This window comes from Methanospirillum lacunae, assembly GCF_003173355.1.
In the GTDB taxonomy this organism is placed as follows: domain Archaea; phylum Halobacteriota; class Methanomicrobia; order Methanomicrobiales; family Methanospirillaceae; genus Methanospirillum; species Methanospirillum lacunae.
Genome location: NZ_QGMY01000008.1, coordinates 456,208 through 472,406 on the forward strand (window position 1 = coordinate 456,208; position 16,199 = coordinate 472,406).

General features: G+C 46.6%; 9 protein-coding genes. 2 read left to right on the top strand and 7 right to left on the bottom strand.

The window, feature by feature from the left end; translation table 11 throughout:
* Positions 1-5: 5 nt before the first annotated feature.
* Positions 6-1,976 (bottom strand): beta-propeller domain-containing protein, encoded by a 1,971-nt coding sequence (locus DK846_RS12285; RefSeq protein WP_109969245.1) that lies wholly within the window; start codon positions 1,974-1,976, stop codon positions 6-8.
* Between the two features lie 383 nt (positions 1,977-2,359).
* On the opposite strand from DK846_RS12285, the gene DK846_RS12290 reads away from it, so the two are divergent.
* Positions 2,360-5,008: an outer membrane protein assembly factor BamB family protein gene (locus DK846_RS12290; RefSeq protein ID WP_181391759.1), complete on the top strand. Its 2,649-nt coding sequence runs from the start codon at positions 2,360-2,362 to the stop codon at positions 5,006-5,008.
* 68 nt (positions 5,009-5,076) lie between these two features.
* Here DK846_RS12290 and DK846_RS12295 read toward each other — a convergent pair whose 3' ends face one another.
* Positions 5,077-6,660, bottom strand: a complete 1,584-nt coding sequence (locus tag DK846_RS12295; protein ID WP_109969247.1) for a phosphoadenosine phosphosulfate reductase domain-containing protein — start codon at positions 6,658-6,660, stop codon at positions 5,077-5,079.
* A 141-nt stretch (positions 6,661-6,801) separates the two neighbouring features.
* Complete coding sequence (locus DK846_RS12300) at positions 6,802-8,709, bottom strand: thiamine pyrophosphate-dependent enzyme (protein WP_245926541.1); 1,908 nt, start codon at positions 8,707-8,709, stop codon at positions 6,802-6,804.
* An 87-nt stretch (positions 8,710-8,796) separates the two neighbouring features.
* On the opposite strand from DK846_RS12300, the gene DK846_RS17715 reads away from it, so the two are divergent.
* Positions 8,797-8,949: a hypothetical protein gene (locus tag DK846_RS17715; RefSeq protein WP_181391760.1), complete on the top strand. Its 153-nt coding sequence runs from the start codon at positions 8,797-8,799 to the stop codon at positions 8,947-8,949.
* 12 nt (positions 8,950-8,961) lie between these two features.
* On the opposite strand, the gene DK846_RS12305 is transcribed toward DK846_RS17715, so the two are convergent.
* The 4 genes from DK846_RS12305 to DK846_RS12320 all read right to left on the bottom strand — a co-directional run bounded on the left by DK846_RS12305 (position 8,962) and on the right by DK846_RS12320 (position 16,138).
* Complete coding sequence (locus tag DK846_RS12305; RefSeq protein WP_109969248.1) at positions 8,962-10,053, bottom strand: ATP-NAD kinase family protein; 1,092 nt, start codon at positions 10,051-10,053, stop codon at positions 8,962-8,964.
* Positions 10,050-11,405 (bottom strand): TrpB-like pyridoxal phosphate-dependent enzyme, encoded by a 1,356-nt coding sequence (locus DK846_RS12310; protein ID WP_109969351.1) that lies wholly within the window; start codon positions 11,403-11,405, stop codon positions 10,050-10,052. The genes DK846_RS12305 and DK846_RS12310 overlap by 4 nt, the downstream gene beginning before the upstream one ends.
* A 222-nt stretch (positions 11,406-11,627) precedes the next feature.
* The gene (gene pfkA / locus DK846_RS12315; protein ID WP_109969352.1) at positions 11,628-12,599 is read right to left on the bottom strand and encodes a 6-phosphofructokinase; all 972 of its coding nucleotides are present in this window, start codon (positions 12,597-12,599) and stop codon (positions 11,628-11,630) included.
* Positions 12,600-12,679: 80 nt separating this feature from the next.
* Positions 12,680-16,138 carry a LytS/YhcK type 5TM receptor domain-containing protein gene (locus DK846_RS12320; protein ID WP_109969249.1) on the bottom strand — a complete coding sequence of 1,153 codons (3,459 nt, stop codon included), beginning with the start codon at positions 16,136-16,138 and terminating at the stop codon, positions 12,680-12,682.
* Positions 16,139-16,199: the final 61 nt, after the last annotated feature.

Genomic DNA, 16,199 nt, shown 5'->3' on the forward strand with positions numbered 1-16,199 from the left:
AATTTTTATATTAATGAGATATCTGCCAACTGTCTTGAAAAGTCGCTGATATTTGTTGCAATAATATTTTGTTCAGATATTGTATACAAAATATCATCCATCATAATTGATCTCCTGACAACAGAACCCGAGTTGGGAGAATTTGCAGGTTCGATTTTATGCTGGGTGACTCTTCCCTTTGCGATAAATCCTTTTGCCAGATCAATGCCGTACACATATGTCCCCTGCCAGATGGAAGGAGTCTGTGATCCGGTGTATTGTGTCCCGGCGGCCGGGAAATTGGTCTGTTCTTTCATGGGAATAGCCATTACATTCTTTTCTTTATCCAGAAGAAATGCATGATGATCATGGAGGATCTCAGAATCCGACCCCTTGTCTCCCAGAATTATATGATCTATTTCTTGCGGGTTTGTAAGATTTGATACATCAAATAGTGCAATTTTTATCCCGGTTGCTGATACTCCCCCATGATTTTCGGTTGTGTTTTTTCCTATGCCAATCAGATGGGTGTCATCATATGGGTGGAGGTACTCTGAGTACCCTGGAATCTTCAATTCTCCCAGAACTCCCGGTTTCTTTGGATTTGAGAGATCTATTACAAAGAGTGGATCCATGGTCCTGAATGTCACCAGGTAGAGAAGATCACCCATAAACCGGGCAGAATAGATCTTTTCACCTGCTGCCAGATCATCCAGGCTCCCGATAACTGTCAGATCAGGATCCAGCACGTATACCCCATTTGATCTTCCGTTCGTTGCTCCACTCTGATCACGTGTTGTAGCAACACGAAGATTTCCTCCCTGCTCATCAAGTGAAAACTGGTTAAGCAGGTACCCGGGAAAAGTGCCGGTTGCTTTATAGGATATATCCCCTTCCTTTATTGAGAACCGGTGTACTACTGATTCCTGTCCGTTTATCTTGGTTTCTGGATTTGTCAGGATATTCTTGTAAGCAATGTATACATTATCTGGTGAAACATACAGGGTGCTGTCTTTTCCTAGAAGAAATGATTCTCCCTTTGGTTGCGCTTCATTTAGTAGATTGAAAGATGATAGCGAATAAAATGCATAATTTGCCGGAGGTTGGGGAGGAGCCCAGATATTTCGTATACTCACTTCCTTTTTCCCCTCAAACAGGGATGGCATATGATAATCTCCGGAACTTCTGCTTTCCTGGTTTAGTACATAGATATCATTACCGATCATCCGTGCATTCTGATATTTTCCCGGGATTGTAATATCTCGAAGCAATAATGGATGGGCATGATCGGATATGGAATATATCAGTGCATGAGTCTGATATTCAGAAGTTGGTACCGGAGCAACTGAACCTGATGGTTTTATCCATCCCTGTCCGGGCTTACCGGTAAAAACTACGAGCCGATCTCCGTTAAGAAAGATATCAGATACATCCCCTTCCATGGGTGTTTGTGAGAGTATCGTTGCATGTTCAGGTGGATATGCGTCAATTATTTTCAGAGAATTTTTATGAATAATGTAGATGTATTTCCCATCATTTTTTACAAAATCGGGTTCATCTACTCCTTTTACCTGGATATTTGTCGTGGAGTATGTAGATGCAGGGTTTTGTATGGATGTATCTGGGGCACTTGTAGATGCAAATTCTAAAGAAAAAACCTGATTTTCAGGCATCTGGTTCGGAAACCCTCTCTGAAAACTTTGTATGCCTCCCGCGTTTTGAGGTTCAGCATTATGGATCCCTGCAGTATCCTTTTTGATAGATCCTCCATTTGTGAGAAGAGAACTCCCTGGTGTGAACGGAGTACTATTCAGGGTTTGTCTGGTGTTTTGCACCGTACTCTGGTTGGATATATACTGTTCAAGTTCATCTGCCGAACTGAGTTTATGTAATGCTATTGAATTATCCAGGAGATCTCCTAAAACCGGAAGAACTCCTGTTGTAAGCATGAGAAGGAATACTATTATAAAAAAATATGGTGGTCGTGACAGATTCATCCAGATTCCTCTAATGGTATCATATGAAAAGATGTGTTAATTAGTTGTCTGTGATTCTACCTTATCGACACCATTTATGTTTTTTGGTCTGTCACAATTTTAGAGAGGGTGATGCACTCAAGTACATAGGTTTATCAGTTTTTTTTGTTTTTCCTGAATCTGAAACCAGAGAGAATTCTTAATATCAGTTCCTCTCTGTTATACAAGGTTTACAAAAAAGGTTTGTAGCATTGGATAAGATTATCACATTAGCTGACCGAAAACGGGGTGAATGTGTGAACCAGGATCTGAAGGTAAGATGGGTACAACCAGGTAGGGAATTGAGATGGCCCCTCAATATTTTTTTTAATCTTCCGTTTTGGTCTCATGTTACCATGAGATTCATGCTATTCCTTCTATTCATCGGAATAACTCAAATCACTGTAGTTCTTGGAGATTCTGTGGCTCCGATAACCCTGGTGCAATCCGAAATTGGCAGTATTCTTACTGACTCTCATGGAAAAACCCTCTATGTATTTGCAAATGATATTCCTGGTAGTAACACCAGTGCCTGTAGTGGGAGTGGCTGTACCGGCGTATGGCCTCCCTACTTTGCAGATCTATCAGGTATATCCCGATTGTCTGATCCTCTTCATTCAGAGGATTTTTCAACATTTGTTCGTACTGATGGGAAAAACCAGACAACGTTTCATGGATGGCCCTTGTATTCGTATTCAGGGGATATAAATCCGGGAGATGTAACCGGACAGGCATATAACAATTCATGGTATGTGATGGGAGTGTCTGGGATGATTTCTACAGTGCCTCCGGTGGTGACTGTGCCGCCCACTCCCATTCCTCCTCCCACTACTGTTCAGACATCTGTTTCTACTCCGGTTCCCACAAAACCTCCTGGTTCTGAGTGGTATACTCTCACCTTCCAGAATGGAGGAATGTCTCTTCAGGCAGAATCACCTGGATATTCAATAATTGATGGAAACCAGTCTGTGATGGATGAAAAAAATAATATGTCGATACATGGCAAAAACGCAGGAATTTTTCTTGCAGGATTTGGCATGGTGATTATTCAGAATATTACTTTTCAAACAGCAGGCAGATCAGAGGTCAGGATAGATCCCGGTTCCGGGTACACCATTACCATAACCAACAAGTCTCCTTATGTTGTTCCAACATCAAAAGATGGACCTGTTCATGGTGATCCGATCTCAATCATGATACCTTCTACAGGTATGCGGGATGATGACGGATTAAATACCCGGATACACGTGAATAAGGGAGGTATGTATGCAGTCAATCTCTCCTTTCAACCCCGTGGGCCGGGAGGATATCATCTGAACCTGACAGATGCCAACGGTTCTGTCCTGTATGATATTTCTGACTGGGAAACTCTTCCTGAAGGAGTCAGGTTTGATAACGAATCCCAAACATTATTTTTCAAGGATGGTGTCTTGCCGAATGTATCTGTTACCTATTCACTCAACAGTATCCTGACCATATCCGGGATTTCACCATCTTCAGCGATGAATACCAATGATCTCAGGTTTGATCTAGAAGGATCCAGATTCCAAACCGGAACCCGGGTTTACCTCATAAAGGATGGTGAATACACACAATCTGCCAGGGATATATCTGTCATATCCCCGCAAACCATTCAATGCACTCTCCCGATCAACAAATTATCTCCTGGTGTGTGGCAGGTAATGGTCCGGAATCCTGATGGGAGTACAGCAGTTCTTCCAGGCGGCCTGGCTATTACCTCCCCTGTATCTCTTCCGTTTTTCCCGGATATTTCAATATCTTTCCCCCATGCAAGCAGTATGTCCCTCTTTGATCAAATTGGGCACTATTTACATAATCAAACCGATTTTATTGTGAATGCGACCAGTAAGGCTGATTTTGGGATTACTCACATCACGGATTTTTCTTCTATTACCTTTCACTATAATCCTGCCAGTACTGATACTCCTCCCCTGTCAGGGTGGAAATTCAGATCAGATCTCCAGGGTACTGGAGTATATGATGATGGAGGGAACCGTCCTGGTAAGGATCGGGTCTGGATGTTCAAAACCGGGGGAGAAGTCGTGTCCAGTCCGGTTATAGTCCAAAATGTTGTGTACATCGGAAGTACTGACTCCTTTTTGTATGCCCTTGATGCATCAGATGGTCATGAATTCTGGAAATTTCAGACAGATGGGGCTGTTTACTCAAGTCCGGCTGTTGTGAATAATTGTATATTTTTCGGAAGTGCTGACAACAGGTTGTACTGTCTCGATGCTACAAACGGGAAGGAAAAATGGCGGGTTCAAACCGGGGGGATTGTTAGTTCAAGTCCTACGGTGATCGATAATGTCGTGTATGTAGGAAGTGAGGACAACAATTTATACGCGTTTGATGCATTGGATGGTCAAGAAATCTGGAGACATGAAATTCAAGGTCCAACCAGTCCTGTTATAGCACACAATATGATTTATATCGGAAGTATAGATGGCAGGATTTATGCCCTCAATGCAACTGACGGCGAAGAGATCTGGCATATGCAGACCGGTGATCTGATTCGTTCCAGTCCGGCAATCGGGTACGGATTGGTGTACATAGGAAGTTTTGACAATAAGGTCCATGCAATCGATGCCATAACCGGTATTGAGAGATGGACATTTCACACCGGAAATAATATCTGGTCTAGTCCGGCTGTTGCAAATGGTCTGGTGTATATCGGGAGTGATGATACCTGGATATATGCGATTGATGCCATTTCCGGAACCCGAAAGTGGATGTTTGAGACTGGAAAGGAGGTCAGGTCCAGTCCGGTAGTTGCACAGGGAATAGTGTATGTCGGAGGGTATGACTCCTATATATACGCGATTAATGCATTAACCGGTGGCCGTGAAAAATGGATGAGTCCGACAGGGGGATCAATGCGTTCAAGCCCTGCTGTGGTGAATGGAATGTTGTACGTCGGAAATAATGATTCCAATGTATACGCATTTGGAAATTCCCGAACACTCCGTGTTCAGATCCCTAAATCCCGGTAATTGGTGGGCTTCTCAAGGGAAAAATAATAATTCTATGGGAAACTCAAAAATAACTACTTTTCTTAATTTTATGTTTTCTTTTCTTTTCTGGTGCGGTACCGGTCTGATGCCCTGTCATCTGTGTTATTTGAGGCCTGTTTCCGTGAACTCCAGGTTTTAAGTGGCGTCCGCTCCTCGGTGGATGGTTTCATCTTTCCTAACTGACCGGTTGATGTCCGTCGATCGCGTCTCTCAAATCCTGTTCCATCTCTCCGCTCCCTGCGTTCGGGTAGATGTTCTATCTCTGATACCCGGGGAAGAGGAATGCCCATCTCTTTTGCAAGTTCACGCATCTTTGGTGGTGGCGATTTCCAGCGCCACATCCCACACCGGTTATATTCAATAGGGAGCCCGTGGTCTAGAGCCCACTTGTCAAGGAATGCATCCCACCGGTCAGAGAGTTCGGGATGAGTCTCCCGCAATATTTCGTACTCAGCCTCCAGCATGGCAGGACAAAGCCAGCACCCAATCCGCTCGATTCCCATATCATAGAGCGGGTTGTATGGTATGTTTCTCCATTTCAGATAGAGAAAGACCTCAAATGCCCTCCAGGATCGTATCGGTGAGCAGTTTGTCTGGTTTGGGTTGTGCGGATTATTACTGAGCAGATCAAGTTCTGCCCTGTTGAATGACTCGTACCACCTGTTTCCCTGTATAGTCAGGACCGGACCGAGGGTATCCATCCATCGCCTTACTGGTGCCATCTTCACAACCTTACAGCACCATCTGTTGTCTTTTCCCGGTGGCCCAATCTTCTCAACACCGGTCCAGAAGTCTCCTCCGTCCAGTTTTATCTGAACCTGCTGCTGGTCGATGAATGCATAGGTCTCGGGGAATTCAAGGTGGGTGTCAACAAAGTAGGCCTCCTCTACACCTGCTTTTCTGGCCAGGGCGAGGGCTACCGTGCTGTCCTTTCCGCCAGAAAAAGAGACGTTGACATGCTTGAAGTTCTTCATCTCCGCCTTGATAGATCGGACAGCAGAGCGTTCAAGATCCTTGAGCCTGTCATAGTTACGCCTGATAACCTCCCCCCAGTCCGAATCAGTCACCTCACAGGGGTCCACTTTGACGAGCTCCTTGATCCTGACCGAGCCGTCAGTAAGAATGCCGGTACCGTACCTGTTCCCGTACCTGACGATAACTGATCCATCAGCCTCGGTTGTATTGACACTGACCTTCTTTCCGCCGATACGTCTGGACTTTCCGTCTTCATCGTCTCCGCTTCCCGGTGGGATCTCGATGATTCCCTTCTCTGCAAACGGAACGATGAAGGGCAGTGCTTCAGGAAGAAGGGTGAGTTCGTGTATGCGGGTGGCAGGATTAAAGGCTATCCAGCCAAAACGTCCACCATTTGCGATAAGCATTTCATAGCGATCAAGCCCTCCGGTTTTGTTGAGGAGGATGACGTTCGGGACCGGGATCTGGCCGAATCGTTCACGGAGGAGCCGGGTGATCAGTTCCTGATCTGCATGTAAAGCTGGTCGAAGGTCATATGGTTTATTGAGTGGTATGGCTTCGCCAGATGCACCACATCCGCAGGTTCTCCCGATAAGGGGAACATTGCAGGTTTTGCACCAGTATAATGTATTTTTAACAGCCGGCTCCTGTTGCACAGATATATATGCTGCCCGAAAGGAGATAATAGTCGAGGATACCTACCTAGCCCCTTAAACCCTGAAAATTATTCAAGAGTATCTGGATACCAAAAACAAGTATTTTCTCTATGAATTGTTGCAAAAAAATATAGCGACCTCTCAAACAGTCTCTTCATGTATCTCTTGTTTTTTCAAAGGTGAAAACCGGTTAGGATCTGTATTCACATCAATGATGACCGGTTTGTTCAGTTGCATTGCCCATCTGACTGCCCTTCCAAGGTCATCAGGCTCGAACACGTGCTTTCCTTCTCCGCCACATGCCTTGGCATACATGGCAAAGTCAGGATTTTTCAGATCAGTTGCAAAGTTTTCGTAATTCTCGACCTTCTGTTCGACCCTGATCATCCCGAGCTGATGGTTATTCAGGACGACGACAACCATTGGCAGGTTATACTTTACAGCAGTGACGAAATCTGCCATCGCCATTGCAAACCCGCCATCACCGGTGATACAGAAGACCTGGCTTTCAGGATACGCCAGTTTGGCTGCGATGGCTCCGGGAAGACCAAAGCCCATGGTTGCAAGGTATCCTGACATTGCAAACCGCTGTTTCTTCATCTTGAAATTCCTGCCAAACCACCAGGCATTCTCCCCGATATCAATCGAGATTAGGGCATCATCTGGAATAACCTCTGAAAGTACTTTCATGATGTAAGGTGGCCGGATTGGTTTTGCATTCGGGTCTGCCTCTTTCTCCAGTTGTGCATCCCAGGATTCTACAATCTCCTTCACTCTTCTCGGTGAGTTTGGCCTGCCACGCTGTCTGACTATCGGGATAAGCCGCGAAAGCACCTCACCCACATCACCGTAAACCGGTAATGTCTTATCGCCCTTTCCGAGCATGAGCGGTTCCCTGTCTATCTGCAGTATCTGTACCTGTTCAGGAACCATGGTCTTCTTTGAGAATCCTACGCCGAGAGTTATGAGAAGGTCTGCCTGTTCTACCAGTTCACGGGCCTGTGGTGAGCCGACTGATCCAAGTATACCAACATACTGCGGGTGTCCGTCAGGCAGGATACCTTTTGCCCTGAATGTTGAGAGGATGGGGGCATCAATTGCTTTTGAGAATGAAGAAAGGATATCTGCGTAGGAGAATGCCCCCCATCCGGCCAGGATCACCGGGTTTTCTGCCATATCGAGCATCGCTGCAGCCCGGGAGAGGGTGTCTGAGTCAGGTACAATTTTCAGGGATGGAATAGATCCCTGAAGTGAGTAGACCTTTCCATCTAGTTGCTGTTTCTGAACATCATTTGGGACAGATATCTGCGCGACTCCTGACCTGACGATGGCATGCTGAAGGGCGAGGATCAGGATCTTTTGTGTCATCTTCCGGTCATAGATGGTGTTATTATATACTGTAATTGGCCTGAAAAATGCATCCTGATCGATCTCCTGAAATCCTCCTGGTCCTGCATATTGCATAGATACCTGCCCGTTCAGGGATAGAACCGGAGTTTTGTCCTCTTTGGCATCGTACAGCCCGGTTGCAAGATTCGTAGCACCTGGTCCTGCGATAGTAACACAGACAGCTATCTTTCCCGTGAACTTGTGATATGCTGATGCCGCGAGTGCCGCGTTCTCTTCGTGGCGGAATAGTGTAAACCTTGCATCTTTGTTCTTCCTGATAGCCTCAATGATGCCGAGTGAACTGGTTCCCGGGATTCCAAAGAACTCGTGAATTCCGAACGATGTTAACTGACGTATCAGCACATCCGAAACTGTAGTCTTCTTATCACCTTTTGTTTCACTCACCTTTTCTTCCTCAATCCGGGCAAAAGAACTCTTTCCAGCATTGCATATCGGGCATTTCCAGTCCTCCGGAAGATCCTCAAACCGCGTTCCCGGGGCTGTGTGGGTTTGCTCTTCTCCTGTTTCTTCGCGGTAGATATATGAACAGATGGCACAGCGCCAGGAATGATACGGTTCTTTCTTTCGTGCCCGTGTAATAGGTTTCAGAGGGTCAGGAAGGTTTTGAGGCATTGTTATACAATTGATGCGATCTTTCATCTCAAAAAGAGCTCGACGAGTCAGCAGACCTGATTTGGATCCAGCTTGCTGGATACTCTGAAGTGTAATCAGGTAAAAATGAGAATCATGGCAGTCGATCCTTCAAGTGTCTTCTTCAAGGATAAAGTAGTCTGCTCTGAATGCAAAAGACCGCTTATGGGGGAGGTCCTGATTGCATTTGGTGACAAGACTCTGTGTCCTGAGTGTTTTCAAAAACTAAACGGTGGTGGTAGAGGCTAAAGAATTTCAGGGTTATGAAAGTTTGACCCGTTGTGCCATCTCCATCCCACAGATGACCAGCAGAGTCTCACCAAACTGCGTGTTCATTTCTGGATCTCCGGTGTCGATATACAGAACCGGAGTATGCTGTAATTTAGCAGGAGTAGCAACCACGATCAATGCACCTGTACCGGTTTTTTTAAGGACTCTCCTGCTAATCTGCTGGTTCCCCCGCCCTAAAACGAAACCTTGTGCTCCGATAGGGCTCAGAATTATTCTGACATTCTCATACTGATCGACAAGCCTGAGGATCGCCTCTTCATTGAGATCTTGTGCCACAAGGGTTCCCTGATATACGGCGTCAACGCCAAGCAGGGTTGAATTGAGACCGAGCCTGTTTGCGATAGCCCCGGTTGTTGAACCTGCACCAAGGAGGTAGAGTGTATCAGGTCGCATGATGCCTGTAATAAACCTGGCAATATCATCCTGCATACGGGTTTCATCGCCGAATGAGACCTCCTTGCAGGACTGACATAAACCAGAAATATATGGCATGGACGCAATCCCGAAAAGACGGGTGGTGAGAATACCAGCACGATACTGTTCTTCATCTACATCCATGACCTCGGCTTCAGTCAGACTTGCCTCGTCAAGTTTGTTGAGTACTTCTGCTCCTGTTTCTGGAGTTGTGGAAAAGACACCTGAGTAAATCTTTACTCCTGCCGGGATACCAAGGATTGGAATATCTTTTCCGGTTACTGAAAATACATCCCGTGCTGTCCCGTCACCGCCACAGAAGACAATCAATCTGACACCTTCTCTGACCATGAGTTCACATGCTGCTCTAGTATCTTCTGCCCCAGTTTCCGGAGATGACGGAGTAAATATAACCTGAGACGAGGAAATTCCTGCGTCCCGGAGCTCATTCTCTCCCATGTCTCCGGCAGCCGTCAGAAAATAGAATCCGTGTGGGTTAAGCCCGGAGAGGAACTTGACAGCCCGGGACGGGGAGAGTGGTTCTGCCCCGAGAGAGCGTGCTGCCTTTACACACCCGTCTGTACCTTTCAGTCCGACTGCCCCTCCCATCCCCGCATACGGGTTTACTACAAACCCGATTCTATTCATGCAACGTGTGGAAGATTCTTGAGCGATTCTGCGATGAGATCTGCCGGATATTCGTAATCCGGGAGTGTTCCTGCAAAGTATGCCTCATAACTGGAGAGATCAAAGTGCCCGTGTCCGGTGTTGTTGAAGAGGATTGTCTTCTCTTCTCCGGTCTGTTTGCACTCAAGAGCCTTGTCGATGACAACCCTAATGGCATGTGCTGCTTCTGGTGCCGGGATGATGCCTTCAGCTCTTGCAAAGGTAGCTGCTGCTTCAAAGACCCTGTTCTGGTGAACCGATGTTGCAGTGATCAGATTGTCTGCATGGAGCTTTGAGACAAGGGGTGCCATCCCGTGGTATCTGAGCCCACCTGCATGGATGGATGGTGGTATGAAATCATGACCGAGGGTGAACATCTTCAACATTGGCGTGAGACCGGCAACATCACCAAAGTCGTAGACATAGAGTCCTTTGGTAAGAGATGGACAGGCTGCCGGCTCAACTGCTATGATCTCGGTTTCTGTCTTTTTATCGATGTTGTCTTTTACGAATGGGAATGCAATGCCTGCAAAGTTGGATCCGCCTCCCGCTGATCCGATTACGATGTCAGCAGTGGCCTCGTCCATTGCAAGCTGCTTTTGTGCTTCCTGCCCAATGATGGTCTGGTGAAGACAGACATGATTGAGCACACTGCCGAGTGCGTAGTTCGTGTTGTCGTGGGTTGCTGCATCTTCAACAGCTTCTGATATTGCGATCCCAAGACTTCCCGGTGTGTTTGGATCTTTTGCAAGGATGGCCCGGCCTGAATTTGTGTCCGGTGATGGTGAAGGTACACATTCTGCACCCCAGACTTGCATCATCATCTTTCTGTATGGTTTCTGGTCATAACTGCCTCTGACCATGTAGACTTTGCATTCAAGGCCGAAGAGCTGGGTTGCAAATGCAAGTGATGAACCCCACTGACCTGCACCGGTCTCGGTTGCAATCCGTTCAATCCCTTCCTTCATATTGTAATAGGTCTGGGCTATTGCAGTGTTGGGCTTGTGAGATCCCGGCGGGCTGACACCCTCATACTTGTAGTAGATCTTTGCCGGTGTCTTCAGGACTCGTTCTAGATTGTGAGCACGAAAAAGCGGACTTGGTCTCCAGAGTGTCAGGATATCACGGACCTCTCCCGGAATGTCGACGTATCGATCCTGACACATCTCCTGTCTGATCAGTTCTTTTGGAAAGATTGGTTCAAGATCAGAAGGTCCGACCGGTTTGCCAGTCTGGGGGTGCATTGGGGGAGAAAGGGGGGTCTCAAAATCGGCTTGTATATTATACCATTTCTTGGGAATTTCGTTTTCATCAAGGATTATCTTTGTCTTCATGAACATTATTGTATTATGATGAACATATTTATACATATTTGAACACGCCCAATTTCAGGGCAACAGGTAATGTTCTCCATATAATAGAGACCTCGTCCTTTCAGGCTTAAATTTCCAGGTTCATCCTGATGTATTTATCAGGATAATATTTCTGAAAAAACCGGATATTTCCTTCGTAATGGGATTCTGGTGGTGGTCCGGGAAATAAAAAAATAAGAGAAATTAGAACCCCGTGAGAATCCGGGAGAGAGCATCCATTCGTGGATCTGTTTTTTGTTGTTTTCCGATTACATCGCTGAACGGCTGGAACACAATTTCTCTCTTTATCTCACCCACCATCACGCCTCCCTGACCATTCAGAAGGGCATTTACTGCAGATACACCGAGCTTTGCAGCAAGCACCCTATCACGAGATGTTGGGCTCCCACCTCGTTGAGTGTGACCGAGAACACAGACCCTCGATTCCATCTTAATCCTAGATGACACCTGCTTAGCGATACTGAAACTACATCCGGGGTGGTCTCCTTCTGCAACCACAACGATGGCATGGTGTTTTCCTTTTGTGAAGAGTGATTCGAGATGTGAGCAGAGTGCCTCAACCTCCTGATGACCGTTATGAAGAACCAGATATGCAGCTCCCCCTGCAATACCTGCCTCAAGAGCAATGAAACTGCTTGTGTGTCCCATCACCTCGACAAAGAAGAGACGACCGTGGGAGATTGCGGTGTCACGAATCCTGTCGATTGATTCAAGCGCAATATTAACAGCAGTGTCAAAACCGATAGAAAAGTCAGTTCCTGCAATATCGTTATCGATGGTTCCGGGAATTGCGATGATCGGGATCCCTGTCTCCTCAGAGAGATAATTACCTCCTTTGAATGATCCATCACCACCGATCAGTATCAGACCGTCGATCCCTTTCTCAAATAGTTGATCTGCAGCTTTCTGCCTACCTTCAGGTGTCTTAAACTCTTCGCTTCTGGAGGTTCCGAGAATTGTTCCTCCCTGGTGAATGATATTTCCCACGTCATGACGCTGAATCTTGTAGATATCACCGTCGATCATGCCGGTGTATCCACGTCGGATTCCGTATATTTCCACACCTGCATAAACACCTGCCCGGTATACTGCCCTGATACAGGCATTCATCCCGGGAGCGTCGCCTCCTGATGTAACAACGGCAATCCGCTGCATCTTCACTCCCATGGATATCCAGTTCTGTTAATCACCTATATAGTGATATTCTAGATCTGGTAGATTGGTCAGTGTCTGAATCAGCCCTGCCAGGGTGTCAGACTGATGTGGATCAGAAGATTACTCTCGTTATGGGTCTGGCTGATTTTTCCTCCACTGATTCGGCACTCTTCAAAGAAGGATACCAGACTTTCCTGGGCTGGTGGCCATCCCGGCCCTGATCCCCGGCAGTCAAGTGTGAGCAGGATATCTGTCTCTTGCTTTAGACATGATAGTCTGATACTCTCTGCTCCTGCTACTCCAAGGTGTTCAAGAAGAGATATGATAAAGTCCTCGAATCGATCCCTGGCTATGCAAACTTTTGGTATGTTTTCACCTTGATCAAACGAGATTGAAACAGTTTCAAATATGGGAATATGGGCAAGACGGGTTACGAGAAGTCTGATGTACTGTTCTGGATCATCGCTGGCTTCAAGAAACTCTTCGTCAGTGACCTGTTGACGCGTCAGATTGTCAAGAATGGACCTGATAAAACCTGATAGTTCAACATGGTCTTCTCTTGGGACCGGTTCCTCTCCTTCAAGCAGAGAGAGATAATCCTGGTACAGCCGGTCAGCACGTCTTATCAGTGATGGATGGATAATACGGTCCAGTCCTTCCTTTTTGATCATCCGGTCTAATTTTTTTGTTATCTGCCCTGCCTTGAGTGCAAGTTCAAGATCATCACGGGTCCCTTCCTTGTGAAGATTTGAGAACTGGCTAAAGTCTTCGAGGAGATCATCTATGAGATCGGTGCTGATAAGAGTTCGAACCTTTCGGGCAATCTCTTCTTCACCGATCTGGCTCATGATAAACTCAAGTGAGAGGAGTCTGCCCGATATAATGGTGAACAGGTTACTCAAGCGTTCCATCGTCTCACTCGAAAGGATGGCGAGTTTCTTTTCCTGAATACGATCCTCTGCAGCATTTCCTGTTCGATTAATTGTGAGGAATGATACTGTCTCTTCCCTGATGATAAACTGAAAGAGTATCAGTCCGAAGATTGGAAGCAGAACATTGAGAAGAAATGTTGCCAGAACTTTTCCATCATATACCTCACCGGTTGTATAGAGGAGAAGAAACCTAAGTGAACCGATAAGAAATCCGATAAAGATAACCCGCTGGTATGTAAGATTCCGACGCCATAAAAGAGCAAAAAGACCAGCGACCACACCTGAAAGGATGGTGATCAGAGCACTGGCAGCCATATCTGGCCCACCTGTAACGAGTGCATATCCACCACCCAGGACTCCTGCAGCTGCTCCGATGATGGGACCGCCCAGGATACCTGCGATAGCAGGACCAAGATCTGGGAACTGGATTGCGATTCCCCACCGGGATTTGAATTCCATGTACCCATATGCAGAGAAGAGACCGAAGATGACAGTCAACCAGACCCGTTCGGTCATGGTAGTCGCACTGATGAGGATATCCTGAAATGTTCGAGACCTTGTGAGAAGAAAAATGATGGCACCAAGAACTGCAATCCTGTTCAGGAGAGGAACGCCTGTCTCACTCATCCGGCCAGTTAAGAACACACTGATCAGGGCAAACCCGATGATCAGGATTACTACCACCTGTTTCAGGATTGGTGTTGATCCCAAGAACTGAGACAAAGATTGCCTGATGCCAGCCGGGAGAGGAAGTGAACCAGGCTCTGAATGCGTTTTTGTTCTCCTGGTCTTCTTCTCTTCTTCGATCAGGTAAAACACGATTACAAGACCAATCAGCAATGTTCCTAGTGTCGGGATAGTTATCTGGTGGAGTTCTTCTATAGCATCTCCGACTACAGCCGGTTTAACAGCCCAGAGTAGAATAACCTGAATAAGTCCTGTAAATACAGTGATTAATCCAAGAATAAGTGTCCTGCGAGATGCAAATGCATCCCTGTACCTGGATATTACACCAGCAAGACATCCGGCAACGAGTGGAGGGATAATTTCAGCGTACCAGGGAAGTGTTTCAAAACCAGGGGAACCATACCCTCCGATTCCTGAAACTGCTCCTACAATTATTCCTGCGACTGGACCGCCAAGGAAAGCTGCAATGATGGGGATAAGGGTGCCAAAACTGATCGGGAGAGTGTCAATCAAGATACTTGACCTGGTTCCGTATATCCCAAGGATAGAGAATATGCATATGAAAAGCAGGAGATCTCCCCTCCCGGGTTTATGGTCAAGTACCGGGGTAATTACTCCTGACCTGATGACAAGGTAGAGGAGTATGAGAAGTCCGAGCAGGTTTTGCACAAGTGGAAGGCCGACATCATAAAAAACCTCTTCTCTAAAGAGGGCCATGAGCAGGTAGGCAAAAGTGCCTGCCGTCATGATAACAAACCAGAGGCGTGATCCACGTGCATACCGGGGAAGATGGGCATCGAGGTAAAGCAACATGATCCCGGTGAATGCAAACATGAATGCACCAAACGCAGAAGTGTAACTGATAAGAGTTTTGGGATTACCTGACCAGACGATGAAGAGCATAAGTCCAATGAACCCGGTGATGATAATCTGATAGGTTAGTTTTTCATTCCATCCCGAAACACCTGTTGAACAGAGGATTGAAGCGACTGCACGTGCCCGTCCGTCTGCCCCGGTTATGAGCACACCAAAGAGGATGACATACCCGGTAAAGAAGAATATCACTGCCCCGTGCGGAAGTGTGTTGAGTCCGGCAACCGCACCAGCAAAGAGATCTTCTCCTCCTTTTGTGTAATACCCCATTGTGAAGAACGCAAGGGTCATTAGTCCAGTGATGAGAAATGCAATTCCCTGGGTAATCCTGACATTTCGTATCTGTTCTGCATAAAATGAAGCACCGTGGCGAAGACCGATCTTTTCCCTGAGCCATATTGAGAAGATGAGAAGGTTCAGACCCGAACCAACCGCACCCATAATCGGGATGATCTCGGTTACCTGCCCACGGGAAGCTGATGGGATGAGCCCGGCAGCCATGGCCTCGAATGGGATGGTGATTCCGAGGAATGTATAGATGACCCCGCCGATCATCACTGCTGCAAAGAAGAAGACCAGTTTTTCAAAAAGTGTGAAGTTCTTTTTGATTAAGAGTGGCAGGATAATAAACAGGGTTATTGTGGCGAGTATCTCTCTAGAACAACTAATCGGTATGAGTTCCTGAAGAAACTGTGCCGAGAAGAGGGCAAGACCGCCGTATCCGATCATCTCGAGCACGTAGATAAGGACCATGAAGAAGACTTCCCAGTTTTCAGGACCGGGAAAGCCATGCATACCATCAAAGATGTGTTCACCCTTGGCAAGTGTGTACCTGGCCAGTCCCTCGACAAGGACATACTTATAGATAAGAACCAGGATAGCAAGCCAGAGAAATGAAAAACCTGTAAGGGTGCCAGCATTTACTGCCTCAGGAAATCCTCTGCCGCTGATAGAAACGGCAAGCATGATACAGGGGCCGAGGAAGAAGATGAGGTCAGTAAGAATGGGAAGGGAGAATTGGGTGAGTGAGTGGAATTTTGTGGTCATAGGGGATTTTCGTTCCCGGTATGGTATTTGGAGCAGTAATAAGAGTCAATGTCTCCGGGTA

Bases quoted from the DNA above. Each gene is read 5' to 3' on its own strand.
- DK846_RS12285 (WP_109969245.1), bottom strand. From the start codon at position 1,976: ATGAATCTGTCACGACCACCATATTTTTTTATAATAGTATTCCTTCTC.
- DK846_RS12290 (WP_181391759.1), top strand. From the start codon at position 2,360: ATGCTATTCCTTCTATTCATCGGAATAACTCAAATCACTGTAGTTCTT.
- DK846_RS12300 (WP_245926541.1), bottom strand. From the start codon at position 8,709: ATGAAAGATCGCATCAATTGTATAACAATGCCTCAAAACCTTCCTGAC.
- DK846_RS17715 (WP_181391760.1), top strand. From the start codon at position 8,797: ATGGCAGTCGATCCTTCAAGTGTCTTCTTCAAGGATAAAGTAGTCTGC.
- DK846_RS12305 (WP_109969248.1), bottom strand. From the start codon at position 10,053: ATGAATAGAATCGGGTTTGTAGTAAACCCGTATGCGGGGATGGGAGGG.
- DK846_RS12310 (WP_109969351.1), bottom strand. From the start codon at position 11,405: ATGAAGACAAAGATAATCCTTGATGAAAACGAAATTCCCAAGAAATGG.
- pfkA (WP_109969352.1), bottom strand. From the start codon at position 12,599: ATGCAGCGGATTGCCGTTGTTACATCAGGAGGCGACGCTCCCGGGATG.
- DK846_RS12320 (WP_109969249.1), bottom strand. From the start codon at position 16,138: ATGACCACAAAATTCCACTCACTCACCCAATTCTCCCTTCCCATTCTT.